Source organism: uncultured Rikenella sp., assembly GCF_947628055.1.
GTDB lineage: Bacteria > Bacteroidota > Bacteroidia > Bacteroidales > Rikenellaceae > Rikenella.
The window spans coordinates 1-24,816 of sequence record NZ_CANQYJ010000027.1; the positions used below are offsets into that span (position 1 = coordinate 1).

22 protein-coding genes are annotated in these 24,816 nt (G+C 43.5%); 6 read left to right on the plus strand and 16 right to left on the minus strand.

Annotated elements, in window-relative coordinates; genetic code table 11:
- Positions 1 to 299: 299 nt before the first annotated feature.
- Positions 300 to 1,166 (minus strand): hypothetical protein, encoded by an 867-nt coding sequence (locus Q0Z93_RS04180; protein ID WP_298062910.1) that lies wholly within the window; start codon positions 1,164 to 1,166, stop codon positions 300 to 302.
- Between the two features lie 128 nt (positions 1,167 to 1,294).
- Here Q0Z93_RS04180 and Q0Z93_RS04185 point away from each other — a divergent pair, with 128 nt between their 5' ends.
- The 6 genes from Q0Z93_RS04185 to Q0Z93_RS04210 all read left to right on the plus strand — a co-directional run bounded on the left by Q0Z93_RS04185 (position 1,295) and on the right by Q0Z93_RS04210 (position 7,163).
- Positions 1,295 to 2,503: a metallophosphoesterase gene (locus Q0Z93_RS04185; RefSeq protein ID WP_298062912.1), complete on the plus strand. Its 1,209-nt coding sequence runs from the start codon at positions 1,295 to 1,297 to the stop codon at positions 2,501 to 2,503.
- A gap of 316 nt (positions 2,504 to 2,819) precedes the next feature.
- Entirely contained in the window at positions 2,820 to 3,479 is a 660-nt protein-coding gene (locus tag Q0Z93_RS04190; RefSeq protein ID WP_298062914.1) for a hypothetical protein, read from the plus strand.
- A gap of 30 nt (positions 3,480 to 3,509) precedes the next feature.
- Positions 3,510 to 4,622 (plus strand): DUF3575 domain-containing protein, encoded by a 1,113-nt coding sequence (locus Q0Z93_RS04195; protein ID WP_298062916.1) that lies wholly within the window; start codon positions 3,510 to 3,512, stop codon positions 4,620 to 4,622.
- Positions 4,504 to 4,776, plus strand: a complete 273-nt coding sequence (locus tag Q0Z93_RS04200) for a DUF3575 domain-containing protein (protein ID WP_298062917.1) — start codon at positions 4,504 to 4,506, stop codon at positions 4,774 to 4,776. Before Q0Z93_RS04195 ends, Q0Z93_RS04200 begins: the two co-directional genes overlap by 119 nt.
- Before the next feature lie 366 nt (positions 4,777 to 5,142).
- Positions 5,143 to 6,537, plus strand: coding sequence for an ATP-binding protein (locus Q0Z93_RS04205; protein WP_363291460.1), 1,395 nt, complete (start codon positions 5,143 to 5,145; stop codon positions 6,535 to 6,537).
- Positions 6,538 to 6,548: 11 nt separating this feature from the next.
- Positions 6,549 to 7,163: a hypothetical protein gene (locus Q0Z93_RS04210; protein ID WP_298062921.1), complete on the plus strand. Its 615-nt coding sequence runs from the start codon at positions 6,549 to 6,551 to the stop codon at positions 7,161 to 7,163.
- Between the two features lie 196 nt (positions 7,164 to 7,359).
- On the opposite strand, the gene rhuM is transcribed toward Q0Z93_RS04210, so the two are convergent.
- The 15 genes from rhuM to Q0Z93_RS04285 form a co-directional block, all read right to left on the minus strand.
- Positions 7,360 to 8,754 (minus strand): RhuM family protein, encoded by a 1,395-nt coding sequence (gene rhuM / locus Q0Z93_RS04215; protein ID WP_298062923.1) that lies wholly within the window; start codon positions 8,752 to 8,754, stop codon positions 7,360 to 7,362.
- A complete protein-coding gene (locus Q0Z93_RS04220) occupies positions 8,754 to 9,884 on the minus strand; it encodes a Fic family protein (protein WP_298062925.1) in 1,131 nt (376 codons plus the stop codon). Before Q0Z93_RS04220 ends, rhuM begins: the two co-directional genes overlap by 1 nt.
- A gap of 72 nt (positions 9,885 to 9,956) precedes the next feature.
- Positions 9,957 to 10,874, minus strand: a complete 918-nt coding sequence (locus tag Q0Z93_RS04225; protein WP_298062927.1) for a toll/interleukin-1 receptor domain-containing protein — start codon at positions 10,872 to 10,874, stop codon at positions 9,957 to 9,959.
- Between the two features lie 26 nt (positions 10,875 to 10,900).
- Entirely contained in the window at positions 10,901 to 14,251 is a 3,351-nt protein-coding gene (locus Q0Z93_RS04230) for a DEAD/DEAH box helicase family protein (protein WP_298062929.1), read from the minus strand.
- Between the two features lie 7 nt (positions 14,252 to 14,258).
- A complete protein-coding gene (locus tag Q0Z93_RS04235) occupies positions 14,259 to 15,269 on the minus strand; it encodes a Fic family protein (protein ID WP_298062931.1) in 1,011 nt (336 codons plus the stop codon).
- Positions 15,270 to 15,282: 13 nt separating this feature from the next.
- A complete protein-coding gene (locus Q0Z93_RS04240; RefSeq protein ID WP_298062933.1) occupies positions 15,283 to 16,401 on the minus strand; it encodes a restriction endonuclease subunit S in 1,119 nt (372 codons plus the stop codon).
- Positions 16,402 to 16,405: 4 nt separating this feature from the next.
- Positions 16,406 to 17,902, minus strand: coding sequence for a class I SAM-dependent DNA methyltransferase (locus Q0Z93_RS04245; protein ID WP_298062935.1), 1,497 nt, complete (start codon positions 17,900 to 17,902; stop codon positions 16,406 to 16,408).
- A 32-nt stretch (positions 17,903 to 17,934) separates the two neighbouring features.
- A complete protein-coding gene (locus Q0Z93_RS04250) occupies positions 17,935 to 19,683 on the minus strand; it encodes an ATP-binding protein (RefSeq protein WP_298062937.1) in 1,749 nt (582 codons plus the stop codon).
- Positions 19,670 to 20,980, minus strand: coding sequence for an SIR2 family protein (locus Q0Z93_RS04255; RefSeq protein WP_298062940.1), 1,311 nt, complete (start codon positions 20,978 to 20,980; stop codon positions 19,670 to 19,672). Before Q0Z93_RS04255 ends, Q0Z93_RS04250 begins: the two co-directional genes overlap by 14 nt.
- Before the next feature lie 5 nt (positions 20,981 to 20,985).
- Positions 20,986 to 21,186, minus strand: coding sequence for a helix-turn-helix transcriptional regulator (locus Q0Z93_RS04260; RefSeq protein WP_298062942.1), 201 nt, complete (start codon positions 21,184 to 21,186; stop codon positions 20,986 to 20,988).
- A 4-nt stretch (positions 21,187 to 21,190) separates the two neighbouring features.
- Positions 21,191 to 21,907, minus strand: a complete 717-nt coding sequence (locus Q0Z93_RS04265) for a hypothetical protein (protein ID WP_298062944.1) — start codon at positions 21,905 to 21,907, stop codon at positions 21,191 to 21,193.
- Positions 21,908 to 22,005: 98 nt separating this feature from the next.
- Positions 22,006 to 22,410, minus strand: coding sequence for a hypothetical protein (locus Q0Z93_RS04270; RefSeq protein ID WP_298062946.1), 405 nt, complete (start codon positions 22,408 to 22,410; stop codon positions 22,006 to 22,008).
- 35 nt (positions 22,411 to 22,445) lie between these two features.
- Positions 22,446 to 23,387, minus strand: a complete 942-nt coding sequence (locus Q0Z93_RS04275; protein ID WP_298062948.1) for a relaxase/mobilization nuclease domain-containing protein — start codon at positions 23,385 to 23,387, stop codon at positions 22,446 to 22,448.
- On the minus strand, positions 23,377 to 23,685 hold the full coding sequence (locus Q0Z93_RS04280) for a MobC family plasmid mobilization relaxosome protein (protein ID WP_298062951.1): 309 nt from the start codon (positions 23,683 to 23,685) through the stop codon (positions 23,377 to 23,379). The genes Q0Z93_RS04275 and Q0Z93_RS04280 overlap by 11 nt, the downstream gene beginning before the upstream one ends.
- A gap of 139 nt (positions 23,686 to 23,824) precedes the next feature.
- A partial coding sequence (locus tag Q0Z93_RS04285; RefSeq protein ID WP_298062953.1) for a DUF6371 domain-containing protein occupies positions 23,825 to 24,816 on the minus strand: 992 nt, incomplete at its 5' end.

Genomic DNA, 24,816 nt, shown 5'->3' on the forward strand with positions numbered 1-24,816 from the left:
GGCGGGCCGCAGCCGGCAGGGTTAGGGGTAGTTCCAGCCCGGCTCGAGTGCCGAGCGGCACCGGACACCGCCGGGGGTGGCTCCGGCCTGACACGGGAAGATCATTGTAATAAATTGTACAATTAAAATACTTTGCGTTTTTTGGGCTCGTCGCTTGTCCCCGAAGGCCGCAGTGCGGCCTTGGCGACTGGGCCGCAGCTGACGCGGGAACCCCATTTTAACCGATCCCACGGATCGGAGGCCGAAAAATAATAAACGCCGGTCGCCAGGCCCTCGAACGAGAAAAACGATAAGAAAGGTTACAGGCTCGCAGACAAAGAAAGAGCTCCGCAGATTTCGGTCGAAGTCTCGCCGATACCTCCCCCCACCCATTGGTTCATGGCAGTATAGACTTTGACCTGCCGGATAGCAGTCAAGGCAACCGGATTGCCGTCGCTGTCGACGGCATTGTCCAAATCGAACTTGTTGCTTCCGCGGGTATCGGGATCGTCGCCCGCCGTTTCGTTGTAGTCGGCCGACCAGTTGTCCGCATACCCATGCGCGAAAGCGGCTTGTACGAATCGCTCGCCGTTCCACGAAGAATTGCCGGGCAGAAGGAGCCCCCTGAAAATCAGTGTCTCGGGGGCGTCGGCGAGGAAAAGAGGCCAGTAACATTGCCGGTGGGCGGAAACCGTCTCAATCCGGCCGCTCCTGTTTCGACTGTCAGTCCAAGCCACAGCTTCAGCCGTCGAGGTCTGCTCCGGTCTGACGTATGCGATCGTATAATCGCGGACGGTTCCGTCCGCGTCGTCTTCCGAGCCTTTGAGACGGTACCAGCTCCGGCCGTCGGGGCTCACCTCCACGATGCCGGGCTCGGAATTGCCGTCGAAAGCGTTTCCGAAAATCACGAAATCGGTACCGTCGATATTTCGTACCTCATGGTCGAACTCGAAAACGATATAGCCGCCGAATCCTCCTAACGACACGCAGCCGCTTTTGCCGCCGACCACTCCCCGGGCAGCGTCGATACTGCCCAGATAGGTGTTGACGAACTGTCCGGGAGCCGGTCTGTATTCCACTATCCGGGATATCCACTTGGAATTTCCGGGCTTCTCGGGGCCGTGTTCTGTATTGCAGGCCGTGGCGAACAGCGCTGCGAGCGCACAAGCGAAGGCTTTGTTTTTCATGGTCGCTGTGAATTGAAAAACAAAGATAGCTTTTTTCGCCGACCGGCGGGCTCCGGAACTGTTTTTGTCGCATGGCCGGACAGATCGCCTATATTTGCATTCTGCTTGTCAGAAGAAAGATACGGATTATGATGGTCTATTTGTTATTGACGGCTATGGTATGTTCCATGGCGAGTGACTTTTATGTGTGGCATCGGTATTTCCGGGGAAAGGCGAAACCTGTGGGGAGGGTTATACTTCTTGTACAGGCCGTGCTGTTGGATCTCGTGCTGCCGGCAGCGCTTTATGCGGTGAACGGTACTTTCGGCAGGGAGGAAGAGGCTGCGCAGGCCATGCTGTGGCTGATGTGGGTGTTTTTGCTTTTTTTCGTGTCGAAAACGGTGTTTGCGCTGTTTTCGGGGATTGGTGCCTTGCTGAACCGGGGCTCGCGGAAACGGCGGCGTTTTTTCGAGGCGGTCGGAGGCGTGCTGGCGGCTTCGGTTGTCTGCATCATGATTTACGGCGCAAGTCACGGAATTTCGACCATACGGGTCAATCGGATCGAAGTGACTTCCCCGAAGGTGCCGGAGGCGTTCGACGGCTACCGGATCGCCCAGTTCTCGGACTTGCATATCGGCAACCTGGCCCCCTCCGGCACGCTGATGACGGATATTGTCGATACGATCCTGGCGCTGAAGCCCGATCTGATCGTCAACTGCGGCGACTTGGTCAATATCCGCAGTTCGGAGATCACGCCGGATGTTTTCCGCCGGTTGAGCCGTCTGAAGGCGCCGGACGGGGTGGTCTCCGTGTTGGGGAATCACGATTTCGGTATCTATGTCCCCGGCAGCGATACGGCGGCGGAGCGCAGTCTCGAACGGCTGAAAGAGATTCAGCGCGCGCTGGGATGGAAACTCCTTCAAAACGAGCATATCTGGCTGGAGCGGGGGGCTGATCGGATGGCGGTGGCCGGGGTCGATTTTCCTCATAAGGACAGGAGAAACGGGGTGCATGCGGTGAAGGGCGGGAGCGATTTGCGCCGGGCCATGCAAGGCGTGGACACTTCCTGTTTTTCGCTGCTGGTGTCTCATACTCCGGCTCTCTGGGATTCGATACCGCAGACGGCGGCTCCCGACCTGACGGTCGCGGGGCATGTCCATGCCATGCAGATGAAACTGAATCTGGGGCGGTTACATCTCTCGCCGGCTGAGTTCCTCTATCCCGAATGGTCGGGATTGTATGTCAAGGGCGGTTTGCGCCTTTATGTGAACGATGGGGTGGGGTATGTCTTGTTCCCGATGCGCATCGGGGCTCTGCCGGAGGTGACGCTCTTTGAACTCCGGCGGTCGGCGGAGTAAATATTTCTGTCATAATAATTGTTTTGTTGTTGTCAGATAACCCCGGACGGATAAAATCGTCTCCGATAAGGTAATTCGTCTCTTTTGCAAATCCGCTTTCGGCGGCTTTTCTGTAAATTTTATGTGCAAAAAATTTGCAATTGGGAATTTCTTTCAGTATTTTTGCTGTCAGATATTCGGGGAGGAGGGTGCTTGGAGGGGAGGCTTCCTGTTACAGGAGGGGTTGGAACTTTCGTTCGATCAGTGTGTTGTGCGATCGGGGCGGGGCTGATGGGGGGGTAGCAAGGAAGCTGACAGGGAAACGACAGATGATAAAATGATCAGAGGTTTTGCCATAGCGACGGATAACATGGATCGGACTGGGACGGGGATCGCCAGGCTGAGGAGGTATGGTGTCGATGGCATCGAGGTGGCGGAGAGTTGGGAGCGTGCGAAAGAACGGTTCCTGGAGGTGGCGGAGCTGCTGAAGGAGGGGGATAAGCTGGTTGTCTGTTCGTTGGGGGATGTCTGTCGTGGGGTGGAGGAGTTGCTGGAGGTGTTTTTGACTTGGTCGCGCAAACGGTTCGTGCTGGTGTCGCTGGACGAAGGGTGGCTGGAGGAGTGTCGGGATGCTTTGCTGCACGGCGGCGGCGAACTTCTTTTGTCGCACATACATCGATATGCGCCGGTGCTGGCGGGAAAACAGGGCGCGAAAAGACGGGAAACGGGCGGAAAACGCTGTGTGCAGGGCGGGCGGCCGAAAGGGTCGATCAAGATGAATGCCGAGAAGCTCGACTTGGCTGTGAGAATGTATTGTCAGGGGGATTTTACCGTGCGGGATATTTGCGATATCGTGCGGTGTAATGAGCGGAGCATGTACAGGTATTTGAAGCTCAGAGGAGTGGCGGGGATGAGGAAAGTGTCGGGAACGGCGGCCGCTTCGAATGAAGATGTGAATCATAAAGAGACGAATCATTCCGCCGCACCGGAAAATTGATATATGCAGCGAGTCGGTATACAAAATAATATGAAGCGCCTGATCGCGACACTGGCTTTGGGGCTGGTCGCAGGAGTCTGTGCGACGGATCTCCGGGCGCAGGGGCCGATGGGCGGATATGGCAGCCGGGAGGTGACGGTCAGCCTGACACGGCCGCAAAAGTTGAAGTTCTATTTCGTTATGGGGAGCAGCGATCTGGTGTTCCAGTACGGGCCGAACTTGATGCAGAGACAGCAGTTCGACTCGCTGGCCAAGCGGGTGGCGGTGACGACGGCTTCACGGATCGACTCGATCGTCGTTACGGCTTTCACCTCGTCGACCGATAGCCGGATCGGCAGCAGGGAACTGGCTGAGGCTCGGATTGCGACGGTGAAAGATTATCTGATCCGCACGCTGGAACATAACGAACTTCAGGGGGTGAGGATATGGACGCATGTGCGGCCTGCGGAAGAAGATGTATATGATGAGGAGGATGATGATGCGTTGTGGATGAGGGACGACGACGATGATGATGTATATAATAAGGTGCGGTGCGTGGAATTCAAGGTCTATCTGAGCACGGCGAAAGGATATGGGGCGGTGACCCGGAGCGAGGCGCAGTTCAACGTGACATCGGAATTGACGGAGGCGCTTTCGGATACCATGTCGGACGCGCAGAAAGAACGGCAGCTGGCGGCGATCATAACGAATCCGTATCCGGTGTGGCGGCCGGCGGGGAAGAGGAGAAGCTATGCGGTGCGCGACACGAGGCCGGTGGATCAGATACTCTCTTTGCGGACAAATGCTCTTTATTGGCTGATGTTTGCACCGAACGGAGGAGTGGAGTTCCATATCGGAGGCCATTTCTCCATTCTTCTGGAAGGAGCGGTGACTTACTGGGAAAAGAAAACGGATACGGGGGATAAAGGGATTTATGTGGCGGGAGGCGGGCCGGAGTTCCGCTACTGGACCAATGAGGATCGCTCGGAAGCGGGGCATGTGTTCGGGATTTACGGGCAGTATGCGGATTTCGATATCAAACTGAATGAAACGGGACGGCAGGGGACGTCGATTGGGGGGGGGGATCAGTTACGGATATTATCTGCCGGTGGGGCGGCGATGGGCGTTCGAGTTCGGAATCGGTTTGGGATATTTGAGCAATAAGATGGATGTGTATAAGTGGAATTCGGTGGTGGAGAAAAATTTGTGGGTGGAGCAGAAGACCAAAGCGTGGATCGGGCCGACGAAGGTGAATGCTACGGTGATATTCCGATGCAGCATATTTACATCACTGACTATCAGTGACAATTCATTTTAATCGGTACAACCTCTGTTTTTACAAATACACAGAATGTGGGGACAAATGCAAATTGCTGTATTTCATTGTTTTGCATATACGTGTTGTACCGCCTTTTTTCAGCCCTTTTGTGGAATATCCGCTATCAGATACAATGTGTTGAACAATAGGGTATTCCCGCATGGATGTTACAGAACGCTTGTTGAATACAAAGGTAGTGCTTTTCTTGGAATTTCTGTGGGTTTGCATCAGTTTTTGCACGAAATTGTGTGATTGGCTTGAAAAAATGTAGCTATACATTGTTTATTCGATTGAAAAAGTGTATCGAGTTGAAGATTATTCACTGGAAAAAGTGTAACTTTGCCAATGAAAGAATATGATTGCGCTATGCTTAAAAGGAAAATAGAAACATATTTAGCCAAGTGGAAAGAGTCTGAGGACAGAAAGCCCCTTGTGATAAAAGGCATCCGCCAGTGTGGAAAGACATACATTGTCCAGAAGTTCGCAAGAGAGAATTATGAGAGCGTGGTCTATATGAACTTCATACTTGAACCGGATAAGAAGTCAGCCTTTACAGGCAATATAGATGTCGATACCATTATTCTCAACCTCTCTGCTTTGATTCAAGGTAGTCGCTTCATTGAGGGAAAAACCTGCATTATCCTTGATGAGATTCAGGAATGCAAGGAAGCAAGGACAGCCTTAAAGTCATTCCATATAGACGGGCGTTTCGATGTCATTGCTACTGGTTCCCTTTTGGGAGTGAAAGGCTACGGCAGAAGCAAGAAGAAAAAGGAAGAGGAGGAAGGACAAGATTCTGTTCCAGTAGGGTATGAGACCGTGATTGATATGTACCCGTTGGACTTTGAGGAATTTTTATGGGCAAACGGAATCAGTGATATAATCATTGATTCCGTCAAGTCATGCTTTGATAACGAAAAGGCTGTTCCTGACGGTATCCATAAGGCAATGATGGAGCTGTTGTACAGATATGTCATTGTCGGAGGTCTGCCGGAAGTGGTGAACTGCTTCCTTGAAACGAAGAATATTGAACTTATATATAAGGTACAGCGCAACCTTATAGCCGAATACGAGGAGGATATGGTTAAATATGCGGATGATGCAGACAAACCTAATATCCGTGAATGTTTTGAATCTATTCCGAAACAATTAGCTAAAGAGAACAAGAAATTCCAGTATTCCATCGTCAAGAAGGGAGGAAGGGCTTCGCAATACATTGGTAGTATTCAATGGTTGGAGGATGCCGGGATAGTCCGTAGATGCTATAACACGCAAATTACAGAACTGCCGTTAGAAGGTAATTCCATCAAAGAGTGTTTCAAGGTATATACCACCGACATAGGTATTCTAATGGCAATGCTCGATTATGGCACGCAGGCAGATATTTTGAAGGGTAATCTTCTTGGATACAAAGGAGCTATCTTTGAGAATCTGATGGCTGATTTCCTATGCAAGTCCGGGCAAAAACTATACTATTTTCATAAGGATAGCGGTCTTGAGCTGGACTTCTTGGTGAGGTTCAAAGGGGAATGCGTTATCCTTGAAGTCAAGGCAAAGACAGGCAAGGCAAAAAGCATGACTACGGTTCTTAAGAACAAAGATGTGTATCACGTCAACAACGCAATCAAGCTGGGACAATACAATGTGGGACGTGAGGGAGAGATACTCACCATTCCGCTTTATATGGGATTCATGGTTGAGGATAAGCTCGCTGACGTGATTATACCTGATGTTGATTTTAGTTCATTAGCAACTATTTAATTTTATAGATTATGGCAAAACAGAGATTGATTGGAATCAAAGGGCAAGATTTGAATGAGGTGGCACACTACCTTATGATATACTTTCCGTATGATGAGGAAATGTGTAGTTATACCGATGCTTGCCTTGGCGAACTATATGAAAACACATACCCTTTGGTTTCTAAGGGTATGTGGTCGGGAATAATCGACTTGAAAACTCATAGGCTCCTAAATTGGAAGCCGGAATATGGAGATTTATATTTTCAAGCCAAGATATGCGATAGTGGAACATATTTCTTGCTTGATAAAGATAAAAAGGCTATATGCAAAATTGCAGATTATGTACCTAATGGTCTAATCCCGGAGGCAGATGATTGTGGCGATTATATCCGTTTAAGAATCAACAATGATGGAACGATAAAAAATTGGTCTGAAGAACCGAACTTCTCTGATTTTATTGAAGGTTCTGAGATCGTTGGGAAAATTGATACAAACATTGAAGAGGAACCGATACTGAACACCAAGGTAGAGTTCACGTATAGCCATCTTATGGCAACGCTGCTTCGACTACCTAAATTCATGCAGATGGAAATCGGAAAGGCGTTGATTGCGAATGCGTCTGAAGGATTTGAGGAAGAAAAGTAAGAACATCCTTATTACAAAGTATAGTACTAAAATCCTGTTAAATTATACCTGATGGGGTGTGATTCAGCAGGAGAGCAATAGATTATACCCATACTGGTTATCGGTATTTATGACTAAGTTTCTTGTTTTATCGATATTCTGAATAAATATCTTGTAATATATTATAGAATCCCCATCCACAATCTTTGTTTTTTAGCTAATCATTGCTAAACAACCCTTTCTCTTTCCACAACTTAATTTCTTTGTCAAAATCAGAAAGATACTCCTTGTCTTGAATCAAGCGAAATTTGTCGTATTCTGCGTATGCTTTTTCTTTCGCTTGTTCAGCGGAAATGGTACCGGCATCATTCAATTTATCATACCCATATACAGTAAGAAAATCATCCAATTGCTTTTTCCAGTCAGCCATTGTGGAAATTATTTGCCGTTCAGCGCGAAGCTCTGCCAAATCGAGGAATGCTGTAGATAGACGATTCAAGGCTGAGACCTCCTTGTCAGACAGGTAGTTCTTTGCAACTATCGTATCTGACTTTTGAACTCTGCCATCAGGTGCGTTCCTCCAAGTTGTAAGTCCCATGTGCGGCATTTCGGCATCCGCCCTCGAATATATGATTTCAGCCGCAGTTTGGTGGGTAACAGCCCAATGCATCATATTCTGTACCATCTTGAAGAAGAGTTGGGTGATTTCTGATTTTGGGTCATAATCGGCACTACATTCGGCATAGATATCCGTGATTTTCTGATAATATCGACGTTCTGAAGCCCGTATTTCCCGGATGCGCTCTAATAAGTCTTCAAAATAGTCTTTGCCAAAATGTTTACCCTGTTTCAGTCGTTCGTCATCTAATACGAATCCTTTTACAATCATTTCTTTTAGAACTGATGTTGCCCAAATTCTGAATTGTGTGGCTTGATAGCTGTTCACACGATACCCAACAGCAATGATTGCATCCAAATTATAGAACAATGGTGTGCGTTCTACCTCTCGTTCTCCTTCCGATTGAACTATCCCAATTTTTCGGATGGTTGCCTCTTTAGTAAGCTCGCCTGAGTCGTAAATCTGTCCAAGATGGTAGTTGATAGTTCGCACATCCACTCCAAACAAATCCGCCATGCGTTTTTGAGACATCCAGAATGTTTCACTATTGAAGATGACTTCAATACGCGTTTCTCCTTGTTTGGTTTTGTATAATAAAATGCTGGAAGATAAGCTATTGCCAACAAATTCGGAGGCTGATATTTCCTGTTTGAAATATTCCCTCGCCATTTGTACTTGCGGTTTCTTTCCATCAGCATTTTCCGCTATTATCAGACAAGCCATGCGTGATAGATGAATATTCTCCACTTTGCGGAATGCACCGGAACCTAACTTAGCCATTTCAACCATAAGGTTAAAATGCTCTGCTATACAAAGCCTCTTATTATTGGCTATCGCAATGGCTTTGTTTATAATACGGGTAAATTTTTGATAGGTACTATAACCTAACGCAGTACATAACTCACGAGAAGTCCAATACTCTATACCGTTTTTGTCCAGCCTTTTAATCTGTTCAAAGTCGGATTGGAAAGGGGATATATTGTTTTCTTCCATCACATTGTCGCATTAGTTGAATTATAGACAGTCAATCCTTTTACCGTCAGTAGGTATTTCTGACGAGGATGGCGAGGCTTATCAGGGTAGAGCATAGAAACGAATCCCCCTTTAATGGCAGGATTGAGTGAGTATTCCATGAAATTCTCACGGTTCTTTAATCCTATGGCAGTCATCATTTCTTTGACGGATAATTTGTTGTCTGCAATAGCCTTTATTAAACGGATGATATTTTCGTTATCTATCTGCAATGGATTATCCGAGCTTGTCGGGGTACTTGTCGGGGTACTTGTCGGGGTAGAGGCAACCATACTTTCCGGTGCATTGACTAACATGAAACGATTCTTCAATTCATTGTTTTCTCCCATCAATAGGTTACGAAAGAATCGCTCCAAATACACAGGCTCTCTCCTGATGCCTTTTTGTATGTTTTGATAGTTGGCTCTGACCAAAGCATTACGGAAATACCAAGAATGATTGGCGAAAAGGTCATTTTCAACATTGAATCCCATCGAACGTAAATATTGAATGGTAAACACTGCTGTTGTTCGGGTATTACCTTCACCAAACGGATGAATTTGCCATAACCCAGATACGAATTGGCTGATATGGCTGGCAATTTGATTGATATCCAATCCAGTATAATCAAAAGCCTTTTCTTGTTCAAGGTCATATTCTATGGCTCTGCGAATGTCGGGAGCAGATACATAGAATACGGTATCACCACGAAGTACCCATTCTTTTTTGGTGATATTGTAATCTCTGATTTGTCCGGCAAATTTGAATACACCATCAAATATCCGTCGATGAATGGCGGTTAATCCGGCTACGGTAAAAGCAAACGAACGCTCATTCAATAGCTTGGTTATATTAGCGGAAACTTTATCTGCTTCCTCTGTTTCGTTATCCTTTTCTGTGCGAATGTCTTTTGAGTCATAGTAACTCTTGATAAGTTGCTGTACCTCATCAATGGTTATGTCTCCCTCAATGTGCTTACGAGCGGTCTCAATCAGATAATCCGATGGCTTCAAGCCATCTACAGCCTGAAGTCCTATTGCCGTTTGCCAAGCATAGCCTTTTTCACGCTTTTGCGGCTCACCTTGCTGGATGTATTCGTCGAAGTTTGTCATCTTAAAATTATATGTCAGCCAAATATATTATTCTTTTTTTGCAACATACTGTATAAAATTACCCGTTTTAGCTCATTCGTTTTCTATATCCTGGTATATCTTGTATTCAAATTCTAACAAATGGTCTATGTCCTCATTTTTTCTAACAACTTTTGTAATTCTAAGTGCTGCAAATTTATGATTGTGATTCTCCAATAATAAAGTTTCTCCAATATGTGCAGACTTAACCCGTGAACTAAAGTCAAAATTGAGAAACTCATTGGGAGATGGAAATTCTTTGTATGTGGGATTATATCCTAACCTAAATACATCGTCTCTATAGCAATAAATAGAATCATTACCACATTCACTCCAACGAGTAACAAACATATAATCACCTACACCTATGGTATATGAACCACTATTCCTTTTATAGTCAAAGGATACCTTTCCTTCAAGGACAGGGTTCTGAAACTCTACTTTCTCTATATTCAGCTTTGTTGTTATCTGATCCGATAGAGTTGTTGAGGTAAAAGGATTACATCCAAGCAGTGGCTTTTTCTTTACATCTTCATCATAAATACGCTCAAGAAGTTCATAATAGTTATTAAAATACCTACCATTGTCGAAATCGACATATTTTAATCCAGAGAGAAATATTGGAAGTTTATTCACCCCGCTGTTTCTTTTGATTATTGGGATGATAAACCGTTTATTACTACCATTCATCATCTCTGCAGCCAAAATTCGTTTTTCATATCCAGCCCCTCCAATTCCTCCGTTAGCTTTTTCTATGTATTTGTCGCTGCACACGCATAAAACAAAATGAGAGGATGTAAGTCCCTGTTCCATAAAGAATGAAAGGTCATTTCCTAACCTTGCATCCCATTGATCCAATATCACATCAACTCCGTGCCTCCTTAAATCAGATGCAAGTTTTAGTACCCATTCTTTATGTACTTCATTGTCCCAAGCATAAGATATAAATGCTTTTTTTGTTTCTGACTCCATATCCTGTATTTGTATTTGTTACTTATTTACGCCGCAATAACCTGACTGATAAGTTTTACATAATCAATAAGTGATTTGGGGCTATCACGGAAGATTGTAGTAAACTTATTGAAGGGCGGTTGTTGCAATACAACGGTGGCAATATCCCCGTTTTCGCACACATAGCGGATGAGCGTGCGCAGATATTCCTCTTGCATGCGGGTCAGTTCCGCACCATGAATCAATGCACGATATTTCTCTAATGCCACATCCTGTTCCACACCAATGATGGAACGAATGAAAGCGGCTACGTTATGCTGATAGGGTTTTGTCCTTGTTTGTGCCTCAAATTCTTCTTTTGAACCCAGTCCTTCCCAGAAAATCTGTTCCAATCGGATGATGTCTTGTTCGGAGAGAGGTTCAAGGTGGTATATTTTCTGCAAAGCGTCATCGTCTGACAGATGTTCTTTGAGATAATCTTCCACCCTGCGGCGGTAGGTACGAATAGGGGTTACATTGACACCTGAGTTGTCTTCTTCAAATGTGTCAGTTACATTGATGGTAAAGGTTTGCCCTGCCGTACCGCCATCCAAGTATTGGATAAGCTCCCGAAGTTCCAATCTGATTCGTTCGAGCGAGTCCAAACTTTTTGATTCCCAGAAATGAGTAGACACCACCTCGTTCAGTACATCCATCTTAGCCATCACTTGAGGAATGGTGGCTTTTTTCTCTTTGAGATAACTGGCTATGTCCATTATTTTCCGCTCGGATGAGGTTGAACTAACCGTTTCATCTACTAATGCAAGTTGGGATTTAAGTACAAGCGCATCAAACTTCAGTGCTGCCGTGTCGGTGGTAGCGTTCTTAAGCAACGGCGAGATATTGCTTTTCATAGCCATCACATCGCCAAGAGTCAAACAGGCTATGGCTTCAGAATTAGCGTATGTTTCGACTGCTTTCAGTTGAAGGCGCACATCTATCCGGTTTCTGTTCAGGTCGGCTATTTGCTTGCGTAAGATGTCGGCAAGGCTGTCGTGAAAAGCCTTTGCTTCCTCCATACTTTGATACTTGCCGTCTTGCAAGGCGAATTTAATATCCGTGCGCAGATTGAAGAGCATGCTTACGATAGATTGTGACTTAGTGGGATTGGCACCTTCGGGGTTCATCTCGAAATATTCAAAATTCCGATAGAAGTCGAATATCAAGAACTCCTTCTTGTGCAGTCCTTCGCCAAACATGTTTTCGCACAGGCGTGTACCTCTGCCTATCATCTGCCAGAACTTTATCTTGGAATGGATTGGCTTGAAGAAAACAAGGTTTACAATTTCAGGCACATCTATTCCTGTATCAAGCATATCTACTGATACGGCAATTTGAGGTTGCTTTTCTGCATCGGTAAACTTGACAATCAGGTCGGATGAATATTTCTCGTAATTGTCAATTACCCGGCAGAAATCGGGTCCTAAGTCGGGGTAAAGGGTAGCAAACCGTTCGGCTATGAATACAGCGTGCTTGTGGTTATAGGCGAATATGATGGTTTTGCCAATCATAGTGCCGTCTTTCACACGGATGCCCTCATTCATCAATCTGTTCAGCACATGGTCAACAGTATCAACGTTGAATATGTATTTGAATATTTCAGCGGCACTGATTACACGACTATAAGGGTCTCCCGGGTCTAAACCAGCCATCACTTTCTCGTACTCGAAAATCTCTTCCAACTGCTCCCGTTCTTCCGGGGTAAGCTGGTCGGGATTGATCCCTTCGGTCAGAATCTTTGAGTTGTCTTTTATTGCCCTGAATGGGTTCAGATAGCCATCGGTTACCGCTTCGTCATATTCGTAGCTGTCGGTCGGCTCGCCTTGCTCCATGCCGAAAAGGTCGTATGTGGAGCGGTCAACCTCATTACGTGGTGTTGCCGTCAATCCTAAGAGTAGCCCATCGAAATAATCAAAGATTGCTCCATATTTGCCAAACACACTGCGATGAGCCTCGTCAATGATGATAAGGTCGAATCTTCCAATGGAGAATGTCTTGGCATCCTTGTCCAGATGTCCTATCATGGTCTGATAGGTGGAGAACAGGATGCGTGCCGATATATCCACATCACTGTCACGCAAGGAACTGACCGTCATATCGGGCAATAACTTGGCATAATTCTTTTGTGCCTGATTGACCAGTTCAATGCGGTCGGCAAGGAACAGCACATTCTTCACCCAGTTGTTCCGCACCAGCACATCTACAAGCGAAATACTGACACGTGTCTTCCCAGTGCCGGTAGCCATCACCAGCAAGGCACGGCGGTGCTTGTCATTATAATGCTTGCAGACCGATTCAATCACTCGCTTCTGGTAGTTGCGATTGGTTATATTGTCCGAAATTTGCAAATCGGTAATATCGTTGCGACCACGTTGTGAAATCATCCTGCGCAACTCGTTAATGGTATGGAATCCCATCACTTTGCGCGACGGATAGCCTAAACCGTCTATCACATTTGTCTCAAAACCATTGGTGTAATATATCACAGGGCGAGGGCAAGCGTAGCGCGTAGTCAAGCAATCGGCATACAATTCCGCTTGGTGACGACCCACTGCCGCATCAACGCTGGTACGCTTTGCCTCCACTACAGCCAGTGGCGTTCCGTCTGCATCAAACAATACATAGTCCGCATATCCCACACCACTCCCATTGGGCATACCTTGCACTTCAATCTCTATTCCGGCTTGACGGGGGATAATTTCGCCCTCATGTTTGGATACTTTCCACCCTGCTTCGTGAAGCAACAGGTCAATATACAATTTTCGGGTTTCCGCCTCCGAGAGGTCGTTTACAATGGGGTGGGCTTCCACTGTTGTAGGCTGCGCATCGGAGCTTTCTTCCACTGCTTGTGCGGCGGTGTCGGCAGCTTGTGTAGTAGCTGCATGCGCTTGGTCTGTTTGAGGAACAATGGCAAGATTGTTCGACTGAAGGGATTGAGGAATCAGTTCTTTATCAAAATCGGGTAAGGTATCAATCACCTGCCAAGTTAATAGGATAGAACCGATGATGTAATAAAGGTTCAGTACGGCAAAGAAAGACACTCTGCGCCCCACAAATCCGTCGTTGGCGTGTGCTGCATTGTTTCCTATCTTGCGCACATAATGGATGCGCTTCATCAGGTCTTCGCTGTTTATGAATGCCGTAAAGCGTTCGTCGGTAGTAAGCGAAAGCAATGAGGCGCGTTCTCCTATTTGCCATCCTTTCAAGCGATAAACGGTTTTTACCATTGTCTCCAACGCAAGACGAGACTGTCCGGCTGATACCACCGGATTGTTTACTTGAAAATCCTCGGCTGTGGCACAATAACGATAGATTGTTTCCAGTCCGTCAATATCTTTTATGATGTCGAAGTTTCTCATGGCTCAATCATTTTATAAATTCCCAATGTCCGTCTTTATCTGAACCAATGCGCTGAATGACTGTTCCATTCAACTTTTTGATATGTCGGGCAACAGTAGCACGACCGATGTGCAGCACTTGTGCGTATTCATCGTAGGTGTATTCCGGATGCTCTTTAATGGCTGCGATAAGCCGAGAAGTGGTATCGTTTGGTTTTACAGTATCACTTGTAGTATCATTTACAGTATCATCGACTGTCTTTTGATACTGTAAAATGCGACTCTCCAAATTAGCAATATGTTGTGCCATCATTACATCTTGAATAATGGTACTGTCTTCATGCTCACGTCTGTCTATTAGGGCCTGTATGTATTCTCCTTTGGCTTCTTTCGTAACAATGGACGGGATAAGCCCCAACTGCCGTTGCACCATGTTCATCAGCAATCGTGTGGTACGGCCATTGCCGTCCACCCACGGATGAATGGTTACCAAACGAAAATGGGCTTCAAAGCTCAAACGGTAACAGGCTGCTATGTCGTTTTTGTCGATGGAAGACAATGCTTCATTCAGCCACGCACAGAAGTCTGCGGTAGCCTTGGGTACTTTTTGAAAAGCCAAATAACTCCGTCCTCCGATACCTGCACTCACATTGCAAAGGCGTAAGTCTCCTTTGGAAGAATCGAACGTTCCGCCTAATGTGGAACATTCCGTACCGGTACGCCGCATGACTTTGGCAGATAGTTCGCATAAGAGTTCAACCGTATAGGTTTGCCCGATTTTTGCCCGGTCAAAACCATAAAGGTATGCGTTTTTCAGGTCCACATTCATCATTTGCTCAGTGAGGCTTCTTCCTTTGGCTGCAATTCCTTCGTCGAACAGTAGTTGGTTTTCTACTTCTGTGACGGTCGAACCTTCAATAGCAGTTGAATGGGTAATCAATGAATACAGGTAGAATTTCTCATAATCCACCTGCTGCTCAATCCCCGAAACGGTATATCGGTGAATGGGATCTATTAGGTTCTTATCTATCTCTTTCATCGCTTTGTTGTTTTTAAGAGAAATAATACTGCATTCGCTCAGCCATCAGGGTTTCGACATCGGTTAATTGCTGACGAAGTAGCTCTTTTTGCTTTTCAATTGCTTCTACTTGTGTGGCGAAGTGTTGCTGTAGGGAGATAGGGGGAACTGGTATTGGAATATTGGCTAATAACTTTTGGTTTATATTTTGAATTCCAATGCCGTTAGATTTTAAGATATGTGCTTTCTTAAATCCCGCTTCTGTTAATAGAGCAATCAAATACTTATTTTTTATGATTTCAACAGATTTTCTAAATCTAATACAGAAACCGCTGAAAGTTACTTCTATCCCGTTAGGATAAACATCAAGACATCTACCAACTAAATTCTTGTTACCATTTGAACGCACAAATACTATATCTCCATTATGAAGTAGATATTCTTGCGAAATGTTTTTAACTTCAATTGAGCATATATTATCAAAAGAGGAAATACTTTTGATGCTTTGAAAATCCCCAACACCTATTATTTTAACGGATTTTCCTCTCTCTCCTTTACTGTAGTTTAGCCCATTTTTTAAGTCTCCAAGTTGCCCCATTGGTATAAGATCCCAATGTTTATCATTAGTAGCGACATTACCGAAAGTATCAAGGAAAATGGATTGTGCGAGGACATCAAGGTCTGCAATCTGATTCATGTACCCGTCAATCATTCCTTGCACAGCATCCAACTCTTCCGCTATTACTTGCTGAATAGGAATAGGAGGGTAAGAAATGCTCAGTTCTTTGAGAAACTTAAAATGTCGAGAATATCCATTATTTGGAATATCCGCCCATGTAAGAAAATAAAATAGATACTTAGCACTAATATCTAAACTCGGCCGGATGACTTTAACACCATCTGCACCTACACAAAAATCAAAATCGACGAATTTCAGAACACGAGTATGGTCTCCAAATATTACCACCTCACCAATAGAATTGAGATTTTCAATAGAATCACAATATCCTGAAATGAAATCTTTCTCTTGTGAGATTATTGGGTATTTACCATATTGTTGGTAATCTTTTTTCTGAATAGCACCTTTAACCTTAACGGTTTTAATGCAATCAGATATAAAATTCTGCTCCCATTTCGATTTATCCACTTTCATACTCTTACGAATTTAGCAGTTTCTTAAACTCGGCAAAGGCTACATCAATAGCCTTCTGTCTTTCCTCTATGCGAGCAATAATAACCTCCGGAGCTTCATACTGCACTTTTTTATGTTCCACTTCGTGATAACGCTTATAACTAAGGTCGTAACCATTCGCTCGTATTTCATCGGCGGTGACAAAAAACGATTGCTCTTTTCGACTGCGGTCAGCTTCCGCTTCAAGATTATGGAAACGGGAGATAATATCAAGAATATCATTTTGCCCGGGAGTAGGGGTGCGCTGTGTGGTGAGCGAGTATCCATCTGCACGCATATCATAGAACCATACTTTATCCGTGCCGCCTGTGCCTGTTTTGGTAAAGATGATAATGGCTGTAGATACACCGCTGTAAGGCTGGAATACGCCGGAGGGCATGGTAATGACAGCTCGCAAACAATGATTATCTACTAATGCGGAGCGTATCGTCTTATAGGCTTGTGCATCTCCTGTGAGAACCGTATCCGGCACTACGGATGCACACCGTCCGCCAGTCTGAAGCATTCGCATCATCAAGGCAAGAAACAACAGTTCGGTCTTCTTGGTTTTGACAGCCGCTTTCAGTGTATGCGCTATATCATCGGTATCAAGGCTGCCTGCAAATGGAGGATTAGCCAAACAAAGTGTATAGCGGTTTGTATCGTTGTTGTCATCAGACAAAGAATTACAATAGTATAGATTAGGTTCATCTACATCGTGAAGCATCATGTTCATACAGCCAATACGGAGCATGGATGCATCGGAATCAGAACCATGAAAGATTTCGCTTCGGAATCGTTTCATTACCTCGATGTTCAGCAACTCATCACTTTGATGCTCAGCGATGTATTTGGCTGCTTCCATAATGAAACCGGCAGAACCCATAGCCGGGTCGCAGATAGTATCGTCAAGAGTGGGTTGCATCAGTTCCACCATCATGCGGATGATATGGCGAGGGGTACGGAATTGTCCGTTAGTACCTGATGCCGCCATAATGCCGAGCATATATTCATACACATCGCCCATCATGTCAGCTCCATCGGACGTAATTTTTTCAATACCTTCAATAACACGAGATAACAGGCGAGCATTGGTAATCTGAAAAACAGTGTCTTCCATAGCCTTCCGATAAGCCGAGCCTTCTTTCCCCACATAACGCAAAAAGATAAACACATCGTTGCGCACCCTATCCAACATTTTTGTCGGTTCCATTTCTTTGAACACGTGCCAACGCATTTCATTGTAGGGCACATCTTGGTTAGTGGATGGATTGTGCCACACACCATCAGGGAATGTAGGATTAAGTAAAACATCGCCCGTAAGGTTGGCTATCGCTTCTTTTTCACGTTGCTTGTCATCAAGCATCTTCATAAAGAGCAGATAGGTTATCTGTTCAAAGATTGCCGATGGTTGGGTGAAGCCATTATTCCAAAATGTCTGCCATACTTCATCCACCTTTTGCTTTATATCGCCTGTAATCATATTGTTCTTATGCTAATTTTGTTTCTACTTTTTTACAATCTCTTAAATTGTGGCGTATGCGAATTAGGTTCAGTCTGTGGTAAATCGACTTTTAGCATTACGGGCATTGGAAAATCTACTCCCATAAGTATAGCCTCTCCTGCACCTAATACTGGTAAATATGCCAATGTTGATTTATTTGCAGCGGAACAAGCACTTTCTACTGCTTCTTTGTCTTTATAGTTTATTAATCGATGAACTAAAAAAGTACCCATTTGGCTTAAAGTACCCAATGGAATATCTCTTGGCATTTGTGTTGCCAAGCAAAGGAATAAGCCATATTTTCTACATTCCTTCGCTATGGAATCGAAAGAATCCAAACGCATAGATTGAAAATATTCATCTTTAACTTCTTTGTTCAGAAATTGGTGCGCTTCATCTGCAAAGAACACAATAGGTTGTGTCTTGAAATCTCCTTTTCTTGCTTTGTTAAGTAAGAATTTAGCTATGGCATTAGCTAATATCTCTCTTGTTTGAAAGTCATAGGGAACATCTTCAAAACCGATACGTAGAATGTGTCTTGACTTGTTGCTTATAAAAGATTCAATTGTTTCACACAAATCTTTTTTAGGCTCTTTTCCTATGCCAAATATTTGCTTAAATGCTTTGTCTGAAACCTTACTATATATACGAATAATTAGACTAGCGATGTTGTCACTTGTCCTTTTGTCAACATCTCCCCACATTTCAACATTACTGCCATTACTTTCATATATGGCTTCCTCCTTTAATTGGATTACAAGTTTTGTTAAATCAAATTCAGAATTATCTTCCTCTATTTCTGCCATATATTTCGTTTCAAAATGTCTAAAAGCATCTTTATAATGACATTTTTTTCTAATTATACCGCCTACACACGTTATGAATTTATCTGTAAACTTAGGATGATGAAATTTTCCATCTTCTGGTAATTTTTCGTTTTCCTCTAAACACTTTGCCAATTTAAGTGATTTTATCGCATCTAATAATTTGGGCTGTTGTACTTGTCCCGCAGGTCTGAACAATGCGAACCAATCTCCAACGGATAAACGGGAATAATGAAAGTAGCTATCTTTATTTATAATAGCGCTTTCTACATAATCTTTAGAATCAAAACCTGAATATTCTCCAGTAGGATCTATGATAATAGCTTTAGCCTTGGCATTTGAAATTCCTTCAAGTAATTTACTTGTTGTATAACTTTTGCCTCCTCCTGTAGTTCCAACAATAGCACAATGGCGACCAAACAAAGCGTCCAAAGAGATTTCCACAGGAGTTGTTTTATCTTGTGTCAATACACCAAGTTTCATAAGGCATGGGGCAGTATTTTCTTTTTTTACGCCGAATCGTTTAAAGAAACTTTGTATGAAGTAAGAAGCGCAAACAAATACTTTAGCTCCAATTGGAGGTAGTGTGTTAAGTCCACGCTGTATTTCTTCTGGATTTTCAAAACTAAAAGACAATAGAATTTCAATATATCCTATGGGGTGCATTTCATTAGTTTCAAAAGACTTTTCACTTAGTTCCAAACGCTCTTTTTCAGGTAATTCTATGCCTTGTATTTTTCCTAAGAATCCCATTTGATGCCCTTCTATTACTACATAGTTGCCTACTAAACCACCATGATATAGTTCACCATACTTGAAAAAAGGTTGTAATAAAGCGGAGGAAGGGAAATGTACCTTCACTCCTTGTGGAGTTACTTGATTGATAAAACCAATAAAGTGCTCGTTTACAAATGGATTATAATTAGTTCCCTTCATTGACAATTTTCACTAAACGATATTCATCGGATTGGTCATATATTTTGATGTTTGGATAAGCGTCAACAAATTCAGTAAAAGTTTCATTGACCATCATCATATTACCTCTTTCTTCAGCTTCTTTATAGAACATGTCGCTTTCTGAGATACCTGTGTCCCTGTAGTTCACAATGATAAGTTGAAAACTTGGATTTTGTTCCAAAGCCTCGTTTATCATGGATAATATGTGCTTATCGCCAAAGCTAAATCCTATAACAACCAATGTAGTATTTTTCATACGCAACGCAGCTTGGAAACGCGTCATCATTTCAAAAAATGGTTGTTCGTAAGAATGTTCATATTTATTTTCTTGCGGAAAAATCATTAATGAATTTTCTACAGTAATGTCGTCTGCATTTTTTTGAAAGACATTGTTTCCACATTTTTCCCAATCTACCGAACCATGTGGCTTGTATAGATGAAATACTCGTGGAACGAAATTATCTTCATTCTTGATTCTACTTCCGTCACGTATTACAATGTCGTAATCGAAATGCCGTCCACTAAAAATTCTTGGAACGGAAAAAGAAAATCCGTCGATTACTGTATAATTCCCTTTTCGTGCAGCTTGCTCAAATAGGGTATCATAGTTTAAGGTAAATAACTTTACCCTTGCAATAGAACTTTTTCGTTTAGTAATCTTATTAAGAAATTTTTCATGCACACTAGATGATTCAGAAGATATTATTTGCAGATTGCAATTCTCTTTAATCATCTTCTTTATTTTGCTAATAGTATATGTAATATTCCATTCTTCATCTTTATCTGTCTTGAAAATCGGTTCTGTGATATAATCTTTTGCTTTTTCTGCTAATGAAAGGACTTTTTCTAGGTTTTTCCTATATTCATTTTTCTCGTCTTTGTCAGTATATCTGACTTTTTCGCAAAAGGCATCCATATTTTGCTTTCCTCCAAGTAAAGTTACAGCATCGTCCCATAAATCACACATAAGTTTGCCTTTCTTGCCATTCTCCCCAAAAAGGTAAGAAGAACCTGCACCAGTAAGAAACAAGAGATTCTCAATTTGGTAATTTAACCTCCTGCCATATTCTTGACGCTTTAATTTGTGGGCGTAGTTTTCTATATCTGTCGAGATATTGCCTCCGTTTTGGCGTTTGGCTATAAGCTCCTCTGGAAGTATGGAAACGTCTCCATTCTTTATATCAGTGAATGAATCCCCTTTTTTCACTAAATAAAGTGTAAATCCATCTTTTTTTAAAAGACAGATATTTTGGGTTTGTTCTTCTTGCCTCTTCATACTATTCATCTGTCTTTTATTAATTCTTTCACATCAATATTCAATATGTCAGCAATTTCAAAAAGCACTTCCAAACTTGGTTGTCGTCTATTGCATACATAAGCATTGACTATACAGAAACTTTTGCCAAGTTTCTCAGCCAGCCAAGTTTGCTTGATTCCTCTTTCTTCAAGCACCTCTTTTATCCGATTCATAGGTTTATCCATCGTTTTATTTTTTACAGAAGAAATCTATAGCCAAATCAACCATTAATGCAGTTATGGTAACTTCACGTTTGGCTTCGTCATTTTTGATAGATGATTTCACTACAGAGGAAATGAAACTTGTTGCCAAATGTAGCATCTTATTGACGGGCTTATCCTCTGGCTTGTTGTTGAGAATCGCATCTATTCCCTGTAGGGTGGTAATCGCTGCATTAGCTTTTGCAAAATTTTCATTATCTGGTGCAATTGTTCCCGCAATGTTTATAGCATATTTACACACGGCGAGCATATCAGCAACTTTAAGTTGCTGTCCCTGCGGATTCTGATATAAGATTTCGTCTTGTCTAAATGTATGAAAGGGACGATTAAGAATGTATTGTGCGTAGGTGTAATGAGTTTGATATATGTTCCGAATTTTAATCTCATCTTGCAAAGCATTCAAGCAATCCATAATATTCATTCGCAATAATGTTTCATCTTTGATGCTGCCGATAGCAGTAGGTAATATGTCAGGCAAAATTCCATTTGATAACATTTCTTGCTTCGTCTTACTTTGCACTGAGTTCGCAAAATTGGGAATGCCTATATGACCAGTGGCAATATATTGATTTATCATTTCATTTCTATCTCCCAGTACATACGCCTTATAGAGGTTGGAATATGCAATCTCTAATCTTAAAACTTCATTAGCTTGTTGCTGTTCAAGTATGTCTATTGCATTCATATATTTATTGTTTTTCTGTTTGCAAAGATATAAAATATTATGCTATGTCAAAAAAGAAAAGGAGAGGAAAAATCCCCTCCTTAACTCTAAACAATGTATCAAACATTCAAATCTTTCATCGGCAATCCATAATTATCTTGTCCGAAAAGTCCTCGATGGATAAGTTTCAAGCCAAGTGTCTGATAATACTTGTAGTCGTCGCCTTCGGTGCAGAGGTATTTGTAACCGTAACGTGGCATATACTCCTTGAAGAAACGAGCCAAGTCTTTCAGGCTTTCTTCTTGGTCTTTCTTGAAGTTACTGCGCACGATGATGATGGACCAGTCTGGGAAATTACCCACACCATTGCTGTATGCCCAAAAGCGAATGTAGCAGTCTAAATCACGCTCACTGATGTTTACACAAAAGCCGTTGGCATTTTGCATCACGCTACAACTGTTTCTGTAGCCGAACTTCTCACACAAGTAGAGATTGAAATCAAGAATTAAATCGTTTTGTTCCATAAATAATTAGGTTTTAAAAGTTGATAAATAGTGAATTATAGATGGAAGCCTCGCTTGCGCTTAGCTTTTTTCTTTTTCATCAGGCGATTGAACTCAACTTCATCTGCGGCAGTGGCATCGTAAGATGAGTTGCCGTTTAGCAGACCAAGACTGATACCGGAACTAAAGTCGGAATGGGAAACACTTTGTTGCACTTCGTCCTCCTTATGTCCGGGTTCCTGGTTGGAAGATTCAAACAAGGATGCGCAAGCATTCTTTTCTAATCGGCTGTCGATATTCAGATAGCTGAACTCCCTGCTGACCTTTGAACCGGAGAAAGAAAAGCCGTTGTACTCAAACTTGACGCCCTGTATTTCTCTTGTAGTTCGGCTGATCTTGAATTTCATATCAATGGCTCTGTCAGCAAGAGCATCTTTCAATTCACCCCAATTTTGAGCTTTGGGCAGTTCCTCTTTCAACGCCTTATATATCTCATGCTTTGCCCGGTCATAGGGGCGCAGCCGTTCCTCCTTAATATGGTCTTTACCATTGGCAAAGTGCAAGCGATATTTAGCTGTCAGCATCTTGCAGACTTTCTCATTCCTGCGGAAATCGTTCTTGTCGCTAATCGTCTTGCCGTCATTGTCCACTCGGTTAAAGACGATGTGGCAATGCGGATGTTCACGGTCGATGTGCCGGGCAACGATGTATTGCGTGTTTTGAATCCCCATCAGCTTCATATAGTCATGTGCGATTTGCAACATCAGTGCATCATCGTGTTTCAAGCGTTCGCCATCTTCGGGAGAGAAGTTGAGTGAGGTGTGCCCGACAACATTCTTTACCTTGTCGTTGAGCAAGGATTGTAACTCAAATTGCTCTACCATTTGCTCGGGTGTGCCTTCTACTCCGACAGCTTCCAGTAGTTTCGATTTTTCCTCTTTGAGGACATAGCGGACGCACCCATTAAACGAAGTTCCTTTCGTTTGCTTACCTATCATTTTTCAATTGTTTTATTAGTTGGTTAATACGCTCTGCCATCTCTTCGCATCTTTTGGCAACAGCAAAAAATCCGTAAGTGTTTGCCTGCTTCGCCAACTGGTTAAGGTTAGTGCTTTCTCCAACCAGTTGACGGATGATGTGGATATGCTCTTGCGTGATTCGTTCACGTACCGAACCGTTTTCAATGAGCGAGCGGATGACTTCGCTTTGAGTCTGTTTGCTCCGTCTGCAAAGCGCACCAAGCCATGCGTGCTGCTTGTATGACAAGCGGAGGGTTACTATATATTTCTTTTCCATTTGAATCTGTTTTTAGTGAATAATTTGTGACCATCGGGAGCTGTCTCCTCAGACTTTTTGAGGAGCAAGTGGTCGGGAAATGTAATACACCGACATTAACTTGCTACAGTAAAAAAGTCTCGATTTCTCTCCCTGTATTCTAAAGTCTGAATCCTCGTTTTTTAGGCGGTGAAAACTTGGGTTGCGCAGAGTTTTGTTGTATGCTGATGAGCTTTAAGTCGAATGTCTCTATCAGTGTTTTCAAGACCGGATTCTTCCTCATCATCTGTTGTAAGGTAGCCTCGTCAGGTTTTACCTTGAGCAGATAATCGGCTATGTCGTACCCCTCTTTTCGTTCGTTTTCGGTAGCGCTTGTTTCCAGATAATCGAACATTTGCACCTCAATTCCGCAGCTTTTCATCAGACTGATTTTGCTCTGCCAATAGCCAGTCGCTCCCAAATCAGGGAATAACACAACGCTTCTTCCTGTCAGAACGGATAGGCTGTTGGCATTGAAGCAACCGTTCTTTCCGCCTGATGCTATCCATAGGTATTGCGGCAGATAGTAGGAAGCGATGATTGCCGTTTTCTCGCTTTCGACCAGTGCAACAGGGCGGCTCTTATCCTCGGAAAGCAGATGTTCACCGAAGAAGCACTGCTTCAGATTGTAATCTCCCTTGTGCAGGACGGAGTGTACCCACGTAACATGATTGTATGGTTCTTTTATCCGCTTACCTGTTTCGGAATTGTAAAGCATTATCTTACCTGTGCGGACTTTATTCTGATTGTCCGTTTGCCAGAATACGGTTGCCCCGTCCCAATACTTGGATGTGCCGACCTTGTATCTTTTCATGAGCTTCAATGTTTCCGTCTCTCCGAATTGAGCCGATAGAAATTGAAACAGCTTATTGGATGGATAACCACGTAATGATTGGTTGACTATCTCCAAATCAATGTAAGAGGTAGCTATCGGTTGCGCTTCCTTAATAGGGGCATAACTCCGGAAACTATTCTCTGCAAACCTTTCTTTTTCTGCCGGGTTTTGTTCAAAGTAATCACGAGGTGTGAAGTGATAACCGCATTTCTGCTCGTGGTCACAACGCCCCACGTATTCAGGAAACAGGATTTGCTTCTCCTTATCAATGTATTTGG